The sequence below is a fragment of the Cognatishimia sp. genome (assembly GCF_964229375.1).
Classification (GTDB): domain Bacteria; phylum Pseudomonadota; class Alphaproteobacteria; order Rhodobacterales; family Rhodobacteraceae; genus Cognatishimia.
In genome coordinates this window covers 1-16,894 of record NZ_CAXREH010000002.1, presented here as the reverse complement: position 1 = coordinate 16,894, position 16,894 = coordinate 1, and the positions used below count along the sequence as shown (strand labels likewise).

Below are 16,894 nucleotides of genomic sequence, written 5' to 3'. Positions count from 1 at the left end.
CCGGCCAGCTCGGCATATTTTCCATAGGCGTCTGCGTCTGTGACGGTGACATGCGCGATCCAGAGTGCGGGCATCATTCAAATCCTTCTACGATAACGATGTTTCGAGACGAGCTGCGCAAAGCTATAGGAAGGATCGCCTGATATTCATCCGAATGATACCAGTTTTCCGCGATCTCCCGGCTTGGAAACTCGATGATGACATGACGATCCGGCGCCGATCCTTCGATCACGCGTTGCTCGCCGCCTTTGGCCAAGAACCTGCCGCCCACTTTCTTTGCGCTCGCGACGGTCTGTTCCGCATAGGCGCGATAGTCATCGCGGTTGGTGACATCTATTCCAGCTATGACATATGCCACCATCTGCGCGTTCCTTTTGTTAAAGAAGGGCTTCTGCTGCCTTGATCGCAGCGTCAGAGTTGCTTGTATCCTTCGCGCCACCTTGGGCCATATCCGGACGGCCGCCGCCGCCTTTGCCACCCAATTCAGCCACCGCAGCACGTACGATGTCAACGGCGTTCAGGCTGTCGGTCAGGTCTTTGGTAACGCCTGCCGCAACTGCCGCCTTACCGTCCGCATCGGCGATCAATAGAACCGCGCCCGTTTCAAGACGGGCTTTGTGCTCGTCAATCAGGGCAGGCAGATCGCGTCCGGACACTCCTTGCAGAACCTGCGCGATAAATTTCTTGCCGTTGATCTCTTTGACCTCGGGGCCAGATCCCTGACCTGCGCCACCTGCCATGGCAAGCTCGCGCCGCAGTTGCGCCACTTCGTTTTGCAGACCCTTACGCTCATCTATCAGCGCTTTGACACGGTCCATCGCCTCGGCAGGCTGCGCCTTGAGCAAGGTCAGAATGTCGCCCAAACTTGCCGCTTCTGCCTGTGTATGCGCAACCGCAGCGGCGCCTGTCAGAGCCTCGATCCGGCGCACGCCAGCAGATGACGCACTGTCGCCCAGGATCACAACCGCACCGATGTCACCGGTTTGTTTGACATGAGTGCCCCCGCACAACTCCAGGGAATATGTGTTTCCGTCCAAACCCTTACCGGTATCCGCACGGCCCATCGAAACCACGCGAACCTCGTCGCCATACTTCTCGCCAAACAACGCTTGCGCGCCGATTTCACGTGCATCGTCCGGCGTCATGATGCGCGTCTCAACGAGCGTATTCTGACGAACATAGGTGTTCACCTCGTCGGCCACCTGCTTCAGCTCTTCTGCGGTCAACGCCTTGGTGTGGCTGAAATCAAACCGCAGACGGTCTTCGGCATTCAAAGACCCGCGCTGCGCCACATGTTCGCCAAGCGCATTGCGCAACGCCTCGTGCAGCAGGTGCGTCGCCGAGTGATTTGCCCGGATCGCAGAGCGACGGGCGTGATCGACTTCCAACTCAACCGGGTCACCTTTGGTCACGGTGCCCTTTTCGACCAGCACCTTGTGGGCATAAACCTTGCCCTCTGCGAACTTGCGTGTGTCTTCCACCAGCGAAACGTCATCGCGGTTGTCTAGACGCCGGATCACGCCGGTGTCGCCAACCTGACCACCCGCTTCGCCATAAAACGGTGTCTGGTTCACAATAATCCAGCCGCTTTGACCCGCATCCAGCGAGTCCACAATCGCGCCGTCCTGCACCAAAGCCACGACCTGACCTTCGGCCTTTTCCGTATCATAGCCAAGGAAATCGGTCGTCCCAGCATCGTCAAGCACGTCAAACCAGATCGTATTGTCCGCAGCTTCGCCCGATCCGGCCCAAGCGGCGCGCGCTTTGGCTTTCTGCGCATCCATCGCGGCGTCAAACCCTGCGGTGTCAACCTCACGGCCCTTTTCGCGCAAGGCATCCTGCGTCAGATCCAGCGGGAAGCCATAGGTATCATAAAGTTTAAATGCCGCATCGCCCGACAAAGGCGCGCCGTCCTCCAGCGTATCAAGTTCGTCGTCCAGCAACTTCAGACCGCGATCAAGTGTTTGTTTAAAACGGGTTTCCTCCAGCTTAAGTGTCTCTTCGATCAACGCTTGAGCCTGCGTCAACTCGGGGTAAGCCGCGCCCATCTGCTGCACCAAAGCAGGCACCAAACGGTGCATCACAGGATCCTTGGCGCCCAGCAAATGCGCATGACGCATCGCGCGGCGCATGATCCGGCGCAGAACATAGCCACGGCCGTCGTTTGAGGGCATCACGCCGTCAGAGATCAGGAAAGAGGTCGAGCGCAGGTGATCCGCGATCACCCGATGGTGCACGTTTTTGTCGCCATAAGGATCAACAGAGGTCGCATCGGCAGAAGCCTCGATCAGTGATTTCATCAGATCGGTGTCATAGTTGTCGTGGCTGCCCTGCAGCAACGCACCAATCCGCTCAAGCCCCATGCCGGTGTCGATGGACTGCATGTCCAAGGCTTTCATCGAGCCGTCTTCAAACTGCTCGTTCTGCATGAAAACAACGTTCCAGATTTCAATGAACCGGTCGCCATCTTCCTCAGGCGAGCCCGGAGGGCCTCCCCAAATGTGATCGCCGTGATCGTAGAAAATCTCGGTGCATGGGCCACAAGGGCCAGTTGGCCCCATCTGCCAAAAATTGTCCGACGTCGCGATGCGAATGATGCGATCTTCTGGAACACCAACTTTCTTCCAGATTTCAAAGGCTTCGTCATCTGTGTGGTAAATCGTGGTGTAGAGTTTGTCCGTGGGGATGCCGAATTCTTTGGTGATCAGCTCCCAGGCAAACGGAATTGCGTCGTCCTTAAAATAGTCGCCAAAAGAGAAGTTCCCCAGCATTTCAAAGAACGTATGGTGCCGCGCCGTATAGCCAACGTTGTCTAAGTCATTGTGTTTGCCGCCTGCACGCACGCATTTCTGCGACGTCGTTGCCCGCTGATAGTCACGGGTTTCGACCCCGGTAAACAAGTTCTTGAACTGGACCATGCCCGAGTTCGTGAACATCAAAGTCGGGTCATTCCGAGGCACCAAAGGGCTGGACGGCACGATCTCGTGCCCCTGTTTGGCGAAATAGTTCAGAAAGGTTGACCGAATGTCGTTCAAGCTGGGCATTAGACTGGCTCTTTACTGGTGTTTCAACACGTCAAAAGACGGTTTAGCCGCAGCTAAACTAGGTGTCCACAGGCGAGTGGGCAGATTTCTTGATCAAGTATTTAGAGAGAGAGTTTTGTGACGCGATCGCCGTTCTTAACGACACCGTCCTTCTCGATCGAACACAAAATGCCGCGCAAACGATGTTTCACGTTCGCCGGATCATTGATCCAATCAAAGCTTTCGCGACCATAGCGGACTTTCCACTTGGCGCACGCCGTGTTGAATTCCTCAGAAACGCGCAGAACCACTTCGCCGACTTGCAACAATTGCCCCACCGGCAGGTTCTCATAGCCAAGGTCCATATCCAGAATGAACGTATCTCCCGGATGTGCCACGTTTTCCCGATCTCGCCACACGGCGTCGAGAACACGTTGGTTAAGAATGCACACCTGAATCTGCGGATCTGGAGAGCCGTCTGGCAATGTCAGCCAAGGCTGCGTCGACCACCGTTCGCCGGGTATGCCTTGCGCCTTGGTGAATTCCACTTGTTCGGGAAAAGCACGTTGATTGCGCGCGGGCCGCGTGCACAACATAGAAACGGCCGCCCCATCTTTGGGAGCGGCCAAAATCTCAGGCAAGAGGTCATCTAGCTCTGATCGCGTGATATGCACGGGGACTATCCTTCAAGCAACTCGTCGTCACCTTTTTCACCCTCGGGCATATCAAAATCAAGCCCGTGTGCTGCACGAATCTTATCTTCGATCTCATGCGCGATTTTTGGGTTTTCTTTCAAAAACGTCTTTGCATTCTCGCGACCCTGACCGATGCGCTCGTCCCCATAAGAGAACCAGCTGCCCGACTTGGCCACCACACCGGCCTTGTTGCCAAGATCCAAAAGCTCGCCCATCTTAGAGATGCCTTCACCGTACATGATATCAAACTCAACCTGTTTGAACGGCGGAGCCACTTTGTTTTTCACCACTTTCACGCGGGTGGCGTTGCCGACCACTTCGTCGCGGTCTTTCAACGCGCCAATACGGCGAATATCAAGGCGCACAGAACTGTAGAATTTCAAGGCGTTACCACCAGTGGTCGTCTCAGGAGAGCCAAACATAACGCCGATTTTCATCCGAATCTGGTTGATGAAGATCACCATACAGTTGGACCTCGCGATAGACCCGGTCAGCTTGCGCATCGCCTGGCTCATCAGACGCGCCTGCACACCAACGCTGCTGTCGCCCATGTCGCCCTCAAGTTCGGACTTCGGCGTCAATGCAGCAACCGAGTCGACCACGACCATGTTCACAGCCCCTGACCGCACCAGCGTGTCGGTGATTTCCAAAGCTTGCTCACCGGTGTCCGGCTGCGAAATCAGCAACTCGTCCAGATCAACGCCCAGTTTGCGCGCATACTGTGGATCCAGCGCATGTTCAGCATCCACAAAGGCGCAGACGCCGCCTTTCTTCTGCTCCTCTGCAATACAATGCAGGGTCAGAGTTGTCTTGCCCGAGCTCTCCGGCCCATAGATTTCGATGATCCGGCCCTTTGGCAGACCGCCGATGCCCAAAGCGATGTCCAGCCCCAGAGAGCCAGTCGATGTGGCCTCGATCTCTTGGATCGCGTTGCCTTCGCCGAGCTTCATAATCGAGCCCTTGCCGAATTGGCGTTCAATCTGCGCCAGTGCGCTGTCCAGCGCCTTTTGCTTGTCGTTGGAAGTCTTGCTGCTCATGTTCAGTAAATCTGCCGTTGCCATTGGTTCACTTCCTTATTCCACACCCAGACTTGGGCGGCAATGATTGCCTGTGTTCCCCTCTTGTTCTCGTGGTTATGAGATCAAAACAAGAACATTACAAGAAAATAATTTCAATTCTACTTTTTCCGACAAGGGTTAAGGGTTAGTTTACACCGAGCAAAAACACTCGAAAACGAGGATTGGGGCGCGTAAATGCTTGTTTTTTGGAAAGAAAAATTGGTCATCCTGGCCGTCCCGAAAACCGGCACGACGGCTTTGGCACAGGCTTTGGGTGGGTCTGCCGATATCGTTGTGAACAACCCACCAGAGCTTAAGCACGCGCCTTTGTACCGCTATAACCGTTTTTTTCGCCCGATGTTTGAGAAAGCCGCCAAAGAAGAAAACATGGAAGTGATGGCGATCATGCGCGAGCCGATCAGCTGGCTGGGAAGTTGGTACCGGTATCGCCAGCGTAAAGACTTGGACGGACGGCCCGCCTCAACAAAGGAGCTGAGCTTTGATGACTTCGTAGAGGGATATCTAGCGGTCACCCAGCCGGCATTTGCGAATGTCGGTAGCCAAGCCAAATTTCTGGAGCCTCGGCCGAATGGGACAAAGGTCTCTCATCTTTTTCGCTATGAGTCCCCGGACCCGATGCTGGCCTTCCTATCCGCGCGTTTGAACCGCGATATTGTGCTGGATCAGGTCAATGTGTCCGCACGCCAAGATTTGTCACTGTCCAGCGAGCTGGAGAGGCGTCTGCGAACAGAGTACAATCGCGACTTTGAACTATACGCCTCGCTCGAGCAGACGGTTTAACTGACCATCCACCGTTGCCGTTAATTGCGCCAAGGAGAATGGTTTGGCCAGGAATGTGGAATTCTGTAGGCCCAATTGGTCTTCTGCAAATCGGCCGTCGGCGTAGCCCGAAACGAAAATCACGGGGACCTCCGGGCGCTCGAGACGGGCTTTTTTGACCCAACTGGGCCCGTCCATCCCCGGCATAATCACGTCTGTCACAATCAGATCGATGCGCAGAACGTTGTCGTCCAAGATGTCCAATGCGTCACTCGCGGAACTAGCCTCAAGTACGGTTAAGCCCTTGATGCGCAACGCGCGCGCTGCGAAGGCGCGGACAGGGGCTTCGTCCTCAACAAGCAGCACCGTTCCTGCGACCGCAGGCGTCAAGGCCAGGGGGAGGTCTGGCGGTGCCTGCGACGCGCTCTCGCTCGTTTTTGAGACCGCGGGGAAGAGCAACGTGAATGTGGTGAAATCCTTGGGCGTGCTGTCAATGAACACAAACCCGCCCGATTGTTTGATGATGCCGTAAACAGTGGATAGGCCAAGGCCCGTCCCCTCGCCCACGGGTTTGGACGTATAAAACGGCTCAAACACTTTTTGCCGATCGCTTACCGGAATGCCAATACCCTGATCACGCACCTTGACGCTGACATAGTTCCCAACGGGCACTGTGGCGCGGTCGCGTACCAAAGGCGCGTCAAGCGTCAGGTTTTGCGTTTCCAACGTAATCACGCCGCCATCTGGCATCGCGTCACGCGCGTTCACGACAAGATTCATAATGACTTGCTCAAACTGCTGGCGGTCCACGCGTATGGCACTGAGATTGTCGCCATTCACCACGTCGAGTCGAAAATTGTCGCCGACCAGCCGGTTCAAAAGATGTGTAAGCTCTGAGAGCGTCTCTTCCACATGATTCACCTCGGGCTTGAGCGTCTGCTTTCGCGAGAACGCCAGCAATTGCCCAACCAAACTGGCGGCGCGATTGGCGTTTTGTGAAATTTGAGTCAAATCGGCAAAGTTTTTGTCACCTTGGTCATGGCGCAATAGCAAGAGATCACAGTGGCCCGTTATGGCCGTAAGCAAATTGTTGAAGTCATGCGCAACACCACCTGCAAGCTGCCCGATGGCCTGCATTTTCTGGCTTTGGACAAACTGCGCTTCGAGCGTTTTCAGCTCGGTTGCGTCATTTAGAACGGCATAGAGCGCGCCCGCTTCGTCGCTGGGCATCTGGCCAATTGTGACCTGAAGATAGGATTCCTGTTGATCCGTTTTCAGACGCAGGAATTCGGTCGACGTACTGCAGCGTCCGTCAGAGACTTCTTTTAGCCAGTCCGCCAAAGGTCGCCCAAGACCTTCGAAAATATCGCCTAGCTTGTTGCCTGTGGCGTGCGCGCGGTCGATCACATCCCGCGCCGCCCGATTAGCCTGAAGAACGTCGCCTGCATGGCTAAGCTTCAGCGTCGCAACAGGAAAATCCTCAAACGTCAGCGCGATATTGTCATCCGAGACGTCGAGCGCGGGCAGGATGCAGATCTCTTTGTGGGCCCTTGTTTTCCGAAGCGACTGAACAAAACACGGCAAAAGGCCAGTTTTCGTCCGCAGCGTATTGGTTTGCCCAAAGTGCAGCGTTTCATCGACCAAAAGGTCCGAAACCTGTTGAAACCGATCCCCCAACAGCTTTCGCGCCGCTTGATTCATAAACAGAATGGCGTCGTTTCGACCGATGGTCATCAGCGGAATTGCGCTGTCGTCCACCGCTGTATGAGAGACTTTCGCCCGGCCCGTAACCTCCCACAAATACGCATTATTTTCGGCGAATGTGACCGTGACATCCGTCATCCCTTTTCGCGTCACAAGACTTTCCGTAACCCGCCCTTTTTGCCGTGCTGCAACGTTGATACGCGCGAATGTCTCGTCAGCGTCGACAATATAGAGGCCCAGAACCTGAAGAAATTGCTCGGCCGCCAATCCCGCATCCCGCGCGGCGTGACTGCGCAACAGAACAGTCCCATCTTGCGCGACCAGAAACACATTGCCGGGTTGATTGACGATCATCGGACGCAAACGACGCACAAAGCCAGCCCGTGTAAGCGTGCCAACGCGTTCGGTTGCCCAAAGTACGACAATTGTTGCCAGCAAACTCGCAGAAAAAATCAGCACAAAGACCTTGTGGCTTTGCGCCTGCACCAAAAAGCTTAGCCCCGAGGCCGCGATGGCCAAAGCAAACAACGCTCTGATCCAAAATTGTGACGATTGGTTGTCCGCGCCCGGCGGTGAAATTGACTTAAAACCCAATGCAATATCCTGCACTCAACTGCTCAAATAAACACATGCCTCAAAAAATCTTTATGAAGCTTTAAATTGGCAGGAGAAATGCCCCGCCAAACGTCAAAATAGATCGAGTTTTAAAAAAATCACTATTTTTGCAGGACTGCTGCAAAAAATCCGTCGCAGTCATCCAACGGAGTCCACTGGGTTTCTTGTACCAAGTGCCAGTCCGGATGTGCCGACAGAAATCCCTGCACCTGCTCTTTGTTTTCTGACCGGCACATCGAACAGGTGGCATAAACAAGCGTGCCGCCGTCGCCAACCAACTGCGCCGCATCGCGTAAAATCGAGGCCTGAAGCGCCAGAAGTTCTTGGAAATCCGGCTGCGTCATACGCCATTTGCCGTCAGGATCACGTCGCCAAGACCCGCTTCCGGAACAGGGCACATCGGCAAAAACCAGATCAAATGGGCCGTGCTGATCAAGCGTTTCTGTACTGACGCAGGTCGCACGGATGCCCGCACGCTTGGCGCGCACTGGCAGGTCCTGCATACGCCTGGGTATGGCGTCATGCGCAACAAACGTGCCTTTGATACGCGCAGCCATAGCCAGCAGCTTGCCGCCACCACCAGCGCAATAGTCCAGAACGCGCATGCCATCGCGCAAGGGCAATCCTTGGATCGCGGCCTGGCTTGAGGAGTCTTGCAGCTCGACCAAGCCGGACTTATAGGCCTCTGACTGGGCGATCTGGCGCGCGCCTGACGTAACAGTCAAGGCGGTGTCACTGGCCGGATGCGGTTCTGCCTGAATGTTGCTCTCGGCCAGCGCAACAATTGCCTGCGCGCGATCTGTCTTGCCAAGATTGCAGCGCAAAACAACCGGCGCACGCTCTTTAAGCAGGGCTTCGACCGCGTCAAAATCGGCGCCCAAACCAGCGCGCAATTCAGGCAAGGCCCAGTCTGGCAAATCATAACCGGACACTGCATCAAGGCGCGGCATCTCGGCCTCGCTGAGCACGGCGGGACCATAGCCATCGCCAGCAAACACAGTGCCTAAGTCGTGATCTTGCAGCGCCAACAAGCCGACCATCAAGCCACGTCCGGTCAGGCTGCCACCAACCTGTGCGCAGGAGTTGCGGCGGCGCAGCACATCATAAACGTGATCCCGTATCGCCGCGCGATCTTTTGATCCTGCAAACCGAGATCGTCTGGCCCAAGCGGTTAAGGCGCGCTCTGCTGGCGCGCCTTCAAGGATCTCGTCTAGGATTTCAATCGCCGCCTGAACACGGGCCGCCGGTTTCATCAGCCAATCCGGTAGTTCGGGCTTTCACGGGTGATCTGAACGTCGTGGACGTGGCTTTCTTTCAGGCCTGCACCGGTAATCTTGACGAAATTGCAGTGCTTGCGCATCTCTTCAACAGTTGCATTGCCTGTATAACCCATCGCTGCACGCAGACCGCCCACAAGCTGGTGAATAACCGCACCGGCCGATCCTTTATAAGGCACCTGACCTTCGATCCCTTCGGGCACCAGCTTGTCGCTGGCGGCATCTTTCTGGAAATACCGGTCAGCAGAGCCGCGCGCCATGGCACCCAGGCTGCCCATCCCGCGATAGGATTTGAACGAACGACCGTTATAGAGGATGACCTCGCCCGGAGACTCATCCGTGCCCGCAATCATCGACCCAACCATGGCACAGGAGGCGCCGGCTGCGATGGCTTTGGCGAAGTCGCCAGAGAACTTGATCCCGCCATCCGCGATCACTGGCGTGTCGCCTGCGGCGCGTGCGCAATCCATTACGGCTGACAACTGAGGCACACCGACGCCCGCAACCATCCGCGTGGTACAGATAGAGCCCGGACCAATACCAACCTTAACCGCGTCTGCGCCCGCGTCGATCAACGCGCGGGTCGCGTCATAGGTCGCCACATTGCCCGCGATGACTTGCACCTGATTGCTCTCGCGTTTGATGCGCTGAACCGCGTCGATCACGCCGGCCGAGTGTCCATGCGCGGTATCAACGACCACAATATCCACTCCGGCATCAATCAGCTGCTCAGACCGCGCAAAGCCGCTGTCGCCAACCGACGAAGCAGCTGCCACGCGAAGTCGACCAAGGTCATCCTTGCAGGCGGTTGGGTTAAGAACTGCCTGTTCTGTGTCTTTCAGGGTCAACAGACCTGTCAGCTTGCCCTCAGCATCGACAACCAGCAGCTTTTCGATACGGCGCGCTTTCATCAGGCTCTTGGCCTCTTCCAGATCGGCTGGCTCTTGCAGCATTGCCAGATTTTCCGAGGTCATCATCACCGAAACCGGCGTGTCATCAGAGGTGGCAAAGCGCATGTCGCGGTTGGTCACGATCCCAACCACTTTGCCGTCCCCGTCAACGACAGGAAATCCGGTTACGCGATAGCGTTCCTGCAGGGCTTTTGCATCAGCAAGCGTTTGCTCGGCGGTCAGCGTGATCGGGTTGTAAACAATACCAGATTCAAAGCGTTTGACCCGGCGCACCTGTTTGGATTGCTCTTCGATGTCGAGGTTCTTGTGAATAACCCCCATGCCACCGGCCTGCGCCATCGCGATTGCCATGCGAGCTTCGGTAACGGTGTCCATCGCCGAACTCAGAAGCGGGATATTGAGCGAGATCGATTTCGTGACCCACGTGCGCGTATCGGCCGTCGAGGGCAACACCTCGGAAGCGCCGGGAACAAGCAAAACATCGTCAAAGGTAAGGGCCTCACGAATCTCCATCACACATCTCCTTGGGTGGGGTCGTTTGGCGCTTCCCTATCGCACTAAACTAGGGGATAGGAAACCCCCCTTTTTCGTCCCTTATGCAGCGCTTTTGCGCGACCGGAGCAAAGAATACACCGGCTCTAACGCGCCAGCGGTGGTGATCGCCAGCACGCCAAGCGCCTCTCGCACGCCAAACGGCTCGCCCGCCCAGATCGCTGCGGTGATCGCGCCCACGCTGACTTCGGTCATGAACAGGATGCCGATCAAGCCCGGGCTGATCACTGTCGCGCCCCACATCAAGGCAAAGGCAGGCGGGATAATCAGAACGATAGCAATCGGCACCATCCAGTAAAGCACAGACACAATAGCGTCCAAGCTAGGTAGTGTCCCTGCCCCGTCCAAGGGCAGCATCGTAAGCGCCAGCGCAAAGGCGCTGCCCAGCACAAAATAAACCAAGGTGAAATCTATGCCAGTGCCCGGCCCATTTGATTTGATACGCACAGCCGCAAAGGCCCAGATCACCCCTGATGCAAGCCCCATCCAGTCACCCACATTCATGTCGATCTGAAAGTCTTGCTCGAGCCGGATAATCAGGCCGAGCCCAAACAGCGCCAGCACGATCGTCACCAACCGCAGCTTGGTGATCGGTTCGCCTTGTGTGACCCGCGCCAGCAACGTGCTCCAGAGCGGTGTCAGATAGAACAGCAACAAGGCACGTACGACGTCGGTAAAAATCAAAGCCCCCGCATAAAGCACCAACGACATGCCCGCCAGCGCGCCACCGATCAAAAGCGATGTGCCGCCATTGAGGATGGATTTGATGCGAAACAGGATGATGGGGGCCAGCAACAGCGTTGGCAGCACCTGGAAATAGGCCACCGCCCAGACACCTGTCACGTGACTGGTCTCTAGCGCTCTAAGCGGAATCCAGAATACACCCCAAAGGACGCCTGATATCGCAATCGCGGCCATGGCGATCGTTTCTGCGCGTGTCGTTGTCATAGTCTGCCGCAAGCCCTTGATCTTATTTGGTGAGCGCACCGTCTTTGCACGATGATTTCGCAAGGGAAAGAGTCTTTTTCAAAGGCGACATGTGGCGCATTTTCCAGTCGGAATCTGACCTTGCCGCGATTATCACGCATTCTATTTGCATATTAATGCCGCTATACGTCCGTAAAATGGCGTTTGTTGCCTTTCCCTTTGCGCCAATCCGCCTATTGTTCATGCCAGACTTAGACTGACAGGTATCCCAATGAGCGCTGACCCACTCGTCATCTTCACCCCTTCTGGCAAACGTGGCAACTTTCCTGTTGGCACCCCCGTCCTGACCGCCGCCCGTCAACTTGGTGTCGATCTGGATTCGGTATGTGGTGGCCGCGGCATCTGTTCCAAGTGTCAGGTAACCCCTTCGGTGGGCGAGTTCCCCAAACACGGCGTCACTGTTTCTGAAGATGCGCTCAGTGAGTGGAACGCGGTGGAAGAGCGCTATAAATCCAAGCGCGGCCTGATCGATGGCCGGCGTCTGGGATGTCAGGCGACAGTTCAAGGCGATGTTGTTATTGACGTGCCGCCAGAAAGTCAGGTGCACAAACAGGTCGTGCGCAAACGCGCCGAAGCCCGCGATATCACAATGAACCCCTCAACCCGTTTGTATTATGTCGAGGTCGAAGAGCCTGACATGCACAAACCATCCGGCGATCTGCAGCGTCTTTACGAAGCGCTGAAGACGCAGTGGGATGTCGACGTTCAGCGGGTCGAACTGAATATTTTGCAAGACGTTCAAAAAGTTCTGCGCCAGGGCAAATGGAAAGTCACCGTGGCCGTGCATCTGGGCGACCACCTGCGCCGCCCCAAAATCATGCACGTCTGGCCGGGCTTTTATGAGGGGTCGATCTATGGCCTCGCAGTGGATCTGGGGTCCACCACCATCGCGGCGCACCTATGTGATCTGAAAACCGGCGAAGTCGTCGCCTCGTCTGGTCTGATGAACCCGCAAATCCGCTTTGGCGAAGACCTCATGAGCCGCGTCAGCTATTCCATGATGAACGATGGCGGCGACCAAGAAATGACCCGCGCGGTCCGTGAAGGCATGAACGCGCTGTTTGTTCAACTCGCGTCTGAGGCTGGCGTTGACAAGGCACTGATCGTGGATGCCGTGTTTGTCTGCAATCCGGTAATGCACCACTTGTTCCTGGGCATTGATCCATTTGAGCTTGGTCAGGCTCCCTTTGCGCTTGCAACCAACGAAAGCGTGTCTTTGTCAGCCCATGAGCTTGACCTGAACATCCACCCTTCGGCGCGCATTTACCTTTTGCCCTGTATTGCGGGCCACGTGGGCGCAGATGCTGCCGCCGTCGCGCTGTCTGAAGCACCGGACAAATCCAAAGACCTTGTTCTGGTTGTGGATGTGGGCACCAACGCCGAGATCCTTCTGGGCAATACCGACAAAGTCCTCGCCTGCTCGTCCCCAACCGGCCCGGCCTTTGAAGGCGCGCAGATTTCATCTGGTCAACGCGCAGCACCGGGGGCGATTGAAAAAGTCGAAATCAATCCTGACACCAAAGAGCCGCGTTTCCGCGTGATCGGTTCGGACATTTGGTCAGACGAGGACGGGTTCTCCGAAGCGATCGCCACGACCGGCATCACCGGTATTTGCGGTTCTGGCATCATCGAGGTGATCGCAGAGATGCGCATCGCCGGATTGCTGGATGCCTCGGGTCTTATCGGATCGGCAGAGCAGACCGGTTCGCCCCGTTGCATCGCAGACGGGCGCACCAATGCCTATATGCTCTGGGATGGTTCTGCAGACGGCGGCCCGACCATCACCGTGACCAATCCCGACATCCGCGCCATCCAAATGGCGAAGGCCGCACTCTATTCCGGTGCTCGCCTGCTTATGGACAAATTCGGTGTCGACACGGTGGATCGCGTCACCCTCGCGGGCGCATTCGGTGCTCATATCTCGGCCAAACACGCCATGGTTCTTGGAATGATCCCGGATTGCGTCATCGACAAAGTCACCAGCGCAGGCAACGCAGCAGGCACGGGCGCACGCATCGCGTTGCTGAACACAGATGCCCGTCGCGAGATCGAAGAAACCGTGCGCTCGATCGAGAAAATCGAAACAGCCGTCGAGCCGCGCTTTCAGGAGCATTTCGTCAACGCATCAGCCATCCCCAACAGCGCCGAGCCGTTCCCCATTCTGGAAAGCGTCGTCTCGCTGCCTTCCGTCAGCTTCAACACAGGCGGTGAGTCCGAAGGCGCAGGTGGCCGCCGCCGTCGTCGCCGCGGCTGACAATAGACAAAAGCAAGCGCTTGACGCTGCCAGCGTCAGGCGCTAGGCCCACATCATCGAGCGGGTATGGTGAAAAGGTATCACACGAGCTTCCCAAGCTCTGGTTACGGGTTCGATTCCCGTTACCCGCTCCAGAAGACAGTCCATTTTTACAGTTTAAATTCAAATATTTATGTGATTTTTGAGTTCACATCGCTCAAATTTGGAAACATCAGAATGGGAAAAAACGAGAACGTCTGGGGCATTCTGGGAGTATGAGTCCCAGACTTTCCCCCAGGCTAATTTTCGGAATGCTCCTTAATGGACTGGCTTAACAACAATATGAAGCGCGCCTTGAAGCTCTGCGTGCAGCACGCTGTCTAGGAACTCTCGCAAGCCCTCATCCGAAATAAAATACGCCAACCCCTCTCGAACCGCCTCCAAACTCTCGATGTAGGTTTGGCGATGATCTTCACCAAAATTGTCATCTTCCCAAGCCGCATTTCCAGCTTGGGCGGCAGCGATGACTTTTTGGCGCTCAACATCCGCTGGCATACCTTGCCTCCTTAGTTGGACGGATTAGTTTTCGCACATACAAACCAAGGTCCGCGTTCGCCGGTCAATCGTCGCCAAAAATCATGGACCGCATCGAAGCCTTCGTCATGCTCAGACATTGAAATTCTCCGTCCTCGCTCAACGTAGTAGACCAGCCATCTGCCGTTGTCGGCTGGCCTGATATACAGAGTTTCGTCAACATCCGGCTCATTTGCATCTTCGAGGGAACCAATTACCTTAAAGCGGTCCGGACTAACCTTAAACATCTTAATAGCACTTAGCAGAGTTTCGATGTCTTCTTTGTCAACGGTAGAAATACCCATGTTTCTCCTTAGCTGGACTCTCTGGCTTCGTCATTCGCTACGTCCCGGCGTATTGCTGCCGCCGCGCGCTCTAAACCTTTCGCTGCATCAAGAGCCTGAAATCGCATAACGTCCGCGTGCCGCTCAGGATACCCAATTGAGCTACTCAAAGCTTTGGTTGCGGGTTCGATTCCCGTTACCCGCTCCAGATCACCCCTAGCGCGCAATTCCCCCGATCGACGCAAGCGGCTTGCGTTTGCAGAAATCATAGGTGGCCATATAGCTCTGGTTGCGGCGGTTATAGGCGATGCCAGCATCACATCCGAACGTACCATCAAAATAACGCGTCACCCCTGCAGCGCCGGCAATCGCGCCAGATTCCTTTGAAGTCAGAATACGCAGACTTAGGCCCGCGCGGCTTTGGGCTTCGGAAGATCCGCCAGATTTTACAGGTCCAACAACCCAGGACACACCGGCAAAGAGTGTGGGATCAAACGACTTGGCCGTGGTCACGCTTTGAGCGAAGACCGGGCCAGCAGCAAATAGTAGATAAAAAACGACAGCAAATTTTCTCATGATTCAACTCACGTAAAAGATGTGCCCACACTGGCAAATCCTAACGCGAAAAGACTTGAAAATGCGCGGTGTCATCCGCTGTTCATACGGGTCTGTGACCCAAGGGCACCATCGAATTCAACAATAGCCTGCTGTGACCATGATTGTTTCCTCAGATAGAACAAACAACACGTAACCCTGTGGATAACTTGACAAAAATCGCGCGCCACTTGCCGGAACAAGCGATTCTGAGATGAACTTGAGAGGAAAAGTGGCGCGGTTGACGGGGCTCGAACCCGCGACCCCCGGCGTGACAGGCCGGTACTCTAACCAACTGAGCTACAACCGCGCGTGACCTTTCGGTCTATGTTGCCCTACCCGGACCGGGTTTCAGAGTGGCGCGGTTGACGGGGCTCGAACCCGCGACCCCCGGCGTGACAGGCCGGTACTCTAACCAACTGAGCTACAACCGCTCTCTGAAATACCGCGTGTCAGTGACCGTCGCGGTGAGCTGTGGTTTATGCGTCTGAGCTGGCAGCGTCAAGCGGTTTAGATGCGCCCAAGACGATTTTTTTCACGCATTTTATTTCGCCGAATTCCGCGCCCTACCCGAGCGCAAAAAAAATCGAAAAACGCGTTTTTTACTCTTGTCCTCCCCCCAGTTAAGGGATTAGAAGCCACCCCACGGCGGGTCGTTAGCTCAGTTGGTAGAGCGCTTCGTTTACACCGAAGATGTCGGGAGTTCGAGCCTCTCACGACCCACCATTTCCTCCCTAAAGCTCTATCAATCTGACGGCGTATCCATTGCGTATGGTGTCTCTTTTGGCGGGTTCTGCGATCGAAGCAATGCGGCCTCCAGTTCCTTGCGCTGCACGTCATATTCCGCTTTCACGTCGATCTTCCATTCTCCGCCGAACGGATTGGCGAGATCCGAAATGGTGAGGTTGATCATGGTGACAGGAAACACGACAGCTGTGACCGCCAAGGCCAGATACAGGCGTTCCAAAGGATTGCCCGGCCCATAATCATAGAGGCATCCGCCTACACTCTCTTGTGGGTCAGCGCAGGAGACAAACAGGCTAAGCACCGCAATTAAAGCAAACACAGCGATAATGATCGCCATCGCCCAGACCACCAGGATCAGCATCGAGGGCGGTTGAACACTTCGATCCCTGCGTTGGTGCAAAAGAATGCGCAGCATCGTGTACTTCTGCATCAAACCCTCTAGCGCGGGCTTGTCATTGTCGTCCAACGCCTTAAGGCGCAGGATGACGTTATAGAGCGCGTCCAGAGACTTCTCCGGCGTATGTTCCGGTTTGGTGACGTCAATATCCTTGATCAAACGCATGCCATCCAGAGCGGCCAGGTGGTTCGCGGCTCGCTCTTTAATCTTGGTTTTTGGCGCGTCTTTGTCTCTTTGGAAAAAGCGAAGCAGGTCAAATGCCCCATGCCATGCCCCGATTTCCTGTTTGAAATCCCGCGTGATGCTAGAGTGTTCCTGCAGGCTGTAAAACAGTATGAAACCCGCCACAAACGAGTAGAGCGTCGTGCCAAAACTGAAAATCGCAGGCAGGCTTCCTGAGAATTCATAAAAATCCTTCAGGTCCGACAGGTGGTCATCAAACACCAGCACTTTCAATGTGAGCA

At 55.6% G+C, this 16,894-nt stretch carries 14 protein-coding genes, 4 tRNA genes and 1 pseudogene; 4 read left to right on the top strand and 15 right to left on the bottom strand.

The window, feature by feature from the left end; all coding sequences use genetic code 11:
• The 5 genes and pseudogenes from ACEQWH_RS00300 to recA all read right to left on the bottom strand — a co-directional run.
• Window positions 1-74: pseudogene (locus ACEQWH_RS00300) on the bottom strand (DUF1330 domain-containing protein); the annotation flags it as partial.
• Complete coding sequence (locus ACEQWH_RS00295) at window positions 74-361, bottom strand: DUF1330 domain-containing protein (protein ID WP_370227181.1); 288 nt, start codon at window positions 359-361, stop codon at window positions 74-76. The gene ACEQWH_RS00295 and the pseudogene ACEQWH_RS00300, both read right to left, overlap by 1 nt.
• 16 nt (window positions 362-377) lie before the next feature.
• Window positions 378-3,044: an alanine--tRNA ligase gene (gene alaS / locus ACEQWH_RS00290; RefSeq protein WP_370227180.1), complete on the bottom strand. Its 2,667-nt coding sequence runs from the start codon at window positions 3,042-3,044 to the stop codon at window positions 378-380.
• Window positions 3,045-3,145: 101 nt separating this feature from the next.
• Window positions 3,146-3,697, bottom strand: coding sequence for an MOSC domain-containing protein (locus tag ACEQWH_RS00285; RefSeq protein WP_370227178.1), 552 nt, complete (start codon window positions 3,695-3,697; stop codon window positions 3,146-3,148).
• Window positions 3,698-3,702: 5 nt separating this feature from the next.
• Complete coding sequence (gene recA, locus ACEQWH_RS00280; protein ID WP_370227176.1) at window positions 3,703-4,779, bottom strand: recombinase RecA; 1,077 nt, start codon at window positions 4,777-4,779, stop codon at window positions 3,703-3,705.
• Between the two features lie 192 nt (window positions 4,780-4,971).
• On the opposite strand from recA, the gene ACEQWH_RS00275 reads away from it, so the two are divergent.
• The gene (locus ACEQWH_RS00275; RefSeq protein WP_370227173.1) at window positions 4,972-5,577 is read left to right on the top strand and encodes a gamma-glutamyl kinase; all 606 of its coding nucleotides are present in this window, start codon (window positions 4,972-4,974) and stop codon (window positions 5,575-5,577) included.
• Here the strand turns inward: ACEQWH_RS00275 and ACEQWH_RS00270 are convergent.
• From ACEQWH_RS00270 to ACEQWH_RS00255, 4 genes are all read right to left on the bottom strand, one after another.
• Window positions 5,548-7,854, bottom strand: a complete 2,307-nt coding sequence (locus tag ACEQWH_RS00270; protein ID WP_370227172.1) for an ATP-binding protein — start codon at window positions 7,852-7,854, stop codon at window positions 5,548-5,550. The genes ACEQWH_RS00275 and ACEQWH_RS00270 overlap by 30 nt on opposite strands.
• Before the next feature lie 122 nt (window positions 7,855-7,976).
• The gene (locus ACEQWH_RS00265; RefSeq protein WP_370227170.1) at window positions 7,977-9,128 is read right to left on the bottom strand and encodes an RsmB/NOP family class I SAM-dependent RNA methyltransferase; all 1,152 of its coding nucleotides are present in this window, start codon (window positions 9,126-9,128) and stop codon (window positions 7,977-7,979) included.
• Window positions 9,128-10,576 carry an IMP dehydrogenase gene (gene guaB, locus ACEQWH_RS00260; protein WP_370227167.1) on the bottom strand — a complete coding sequence of 483 codons (1,449 nt, stop codon included), beginning with the start codon at window positions 10,574-10,576 and terminating at the stop codon, window positions 9,128-9,130. Before guaB ends, ACEQWH_RS00265 begins: the two co-directional genes overlap by 1 nt.
• 81 nt (window positions 10,577-10,657) lie before the next feature.
• Window positions 10,658-11,563 (bottom strand): DMT family transporter, encoded by a 906-nt coding sequence (locus tag ACEQWH_RS00255; RefSeq protein WP_370227165.1) that lies wholly within the window; start codon window positions 11,561-11,563, stop codon window positions 10,658-10,660.
• Between the two features lie 250 nt (window positions 11,564-11,813).
• Between ACEQWH_RS00255 and ACEQWH_RS00250 the strand changes: the two genes are divergently transcribed.
• Window positions 11,814-13,856, top strand: a complete 2,043-nt coding sequence (locus tag ACEQWH_RS00250) for an ASKHA domain-containing protein (protein ID WP_370227163.1) — start codon at window positions 11,814-11,816, stop codon at window positions 13,854-13,856.
• Between the two features lie 60 nt (window positions 13,857-13,916).
• Window positions 13,917-13,990, top strand: a tRNA-Gly gene (locus ACEQWH_RS00245).
• 163 nt (window positions 13,991-14,153) lie between these two features.
• Here the strand turns inward: ACEQWH_RS00245 and ACEQWH_RS00240 are convergent.
• From ACEQWH_RS00240 to ACEQWH_RS00220, 5 genes are all read right to left on the bottom strand, one after another.
• The gene (locus ACEQWH_RS00240) at window positions 14,154-14,390 is read right to left on the bottom strand and encodes a hypothetical protein (RefSeq protein WP_370227161.1); all 237 of its coding nucleotides are present in this window, start codon (window positions 14,388-14,390) and stop codon (window positions 14,154-14,156) included.
• 11 nt (window positions 14,391-14,401) lie between these two features.
• On the bottom strand, window positions 14,402-14,713 hold the full coding sequence (locus ACEQWH_RS00235) for a hypothetical protein (RefSeq protein ID WP_370227159.1): 312 nt from the start codon (window positions 14,711-14,713) through the stop codon (window positions 14,402-14,404).
• A gap of 195 nt (window positions 14,714-14,908) precedes the next feature.
• Window positions 14,909-15,268 (bottom strand): hypothetical protein, encoded by a 360-nt coding sequence (locus ACEQWH_RS00230; RefSeq protein ID WP_370227157.1) that lies wholly within the window; start codon window positions 15,266-15,268, stop codon window positions 14,909-14,911.
• 251 nt (window positions 15,269-15,519) lie between these two features.
• Window positions 15,520-15,596, bottom strand: a tRNA-Asp gene (locus ACEQWH_RS00225).
• A gap of 47 nt (window positions 15,597-15,643) precedes the next feature.
• Window positions 15,644-15,720: transfer RNA gene (locus ACEQWH_RS00220), tRNA-Asp, on the bottom strand.
• 216 nt (window positions 15,721-15,936) lie between these two features.
• Between ACEQWH_RS00220 and ACEQWH_RS00215 the strand changes: the two genes are divergently transcribed.
• Window positions 15,937-16,012: transfer RNA gene (locus ACEQWH_RS00215), tRNA-Val, on the top strand.
• 19 nt (window positions 16,013-16,031) lie between these two features.
• Here ACEQWH_RS00215 and ACEQWH_RS00210 read toward each other — a convergent pair.
• Window positions 16,032-16,894 (bottom strand): hypothetical protein (locus ACEQWH_RS00210; RefSeq protein ID WP_370227154.1); only part of this gene is annotated, 863 nt, incomplete at its 5' end.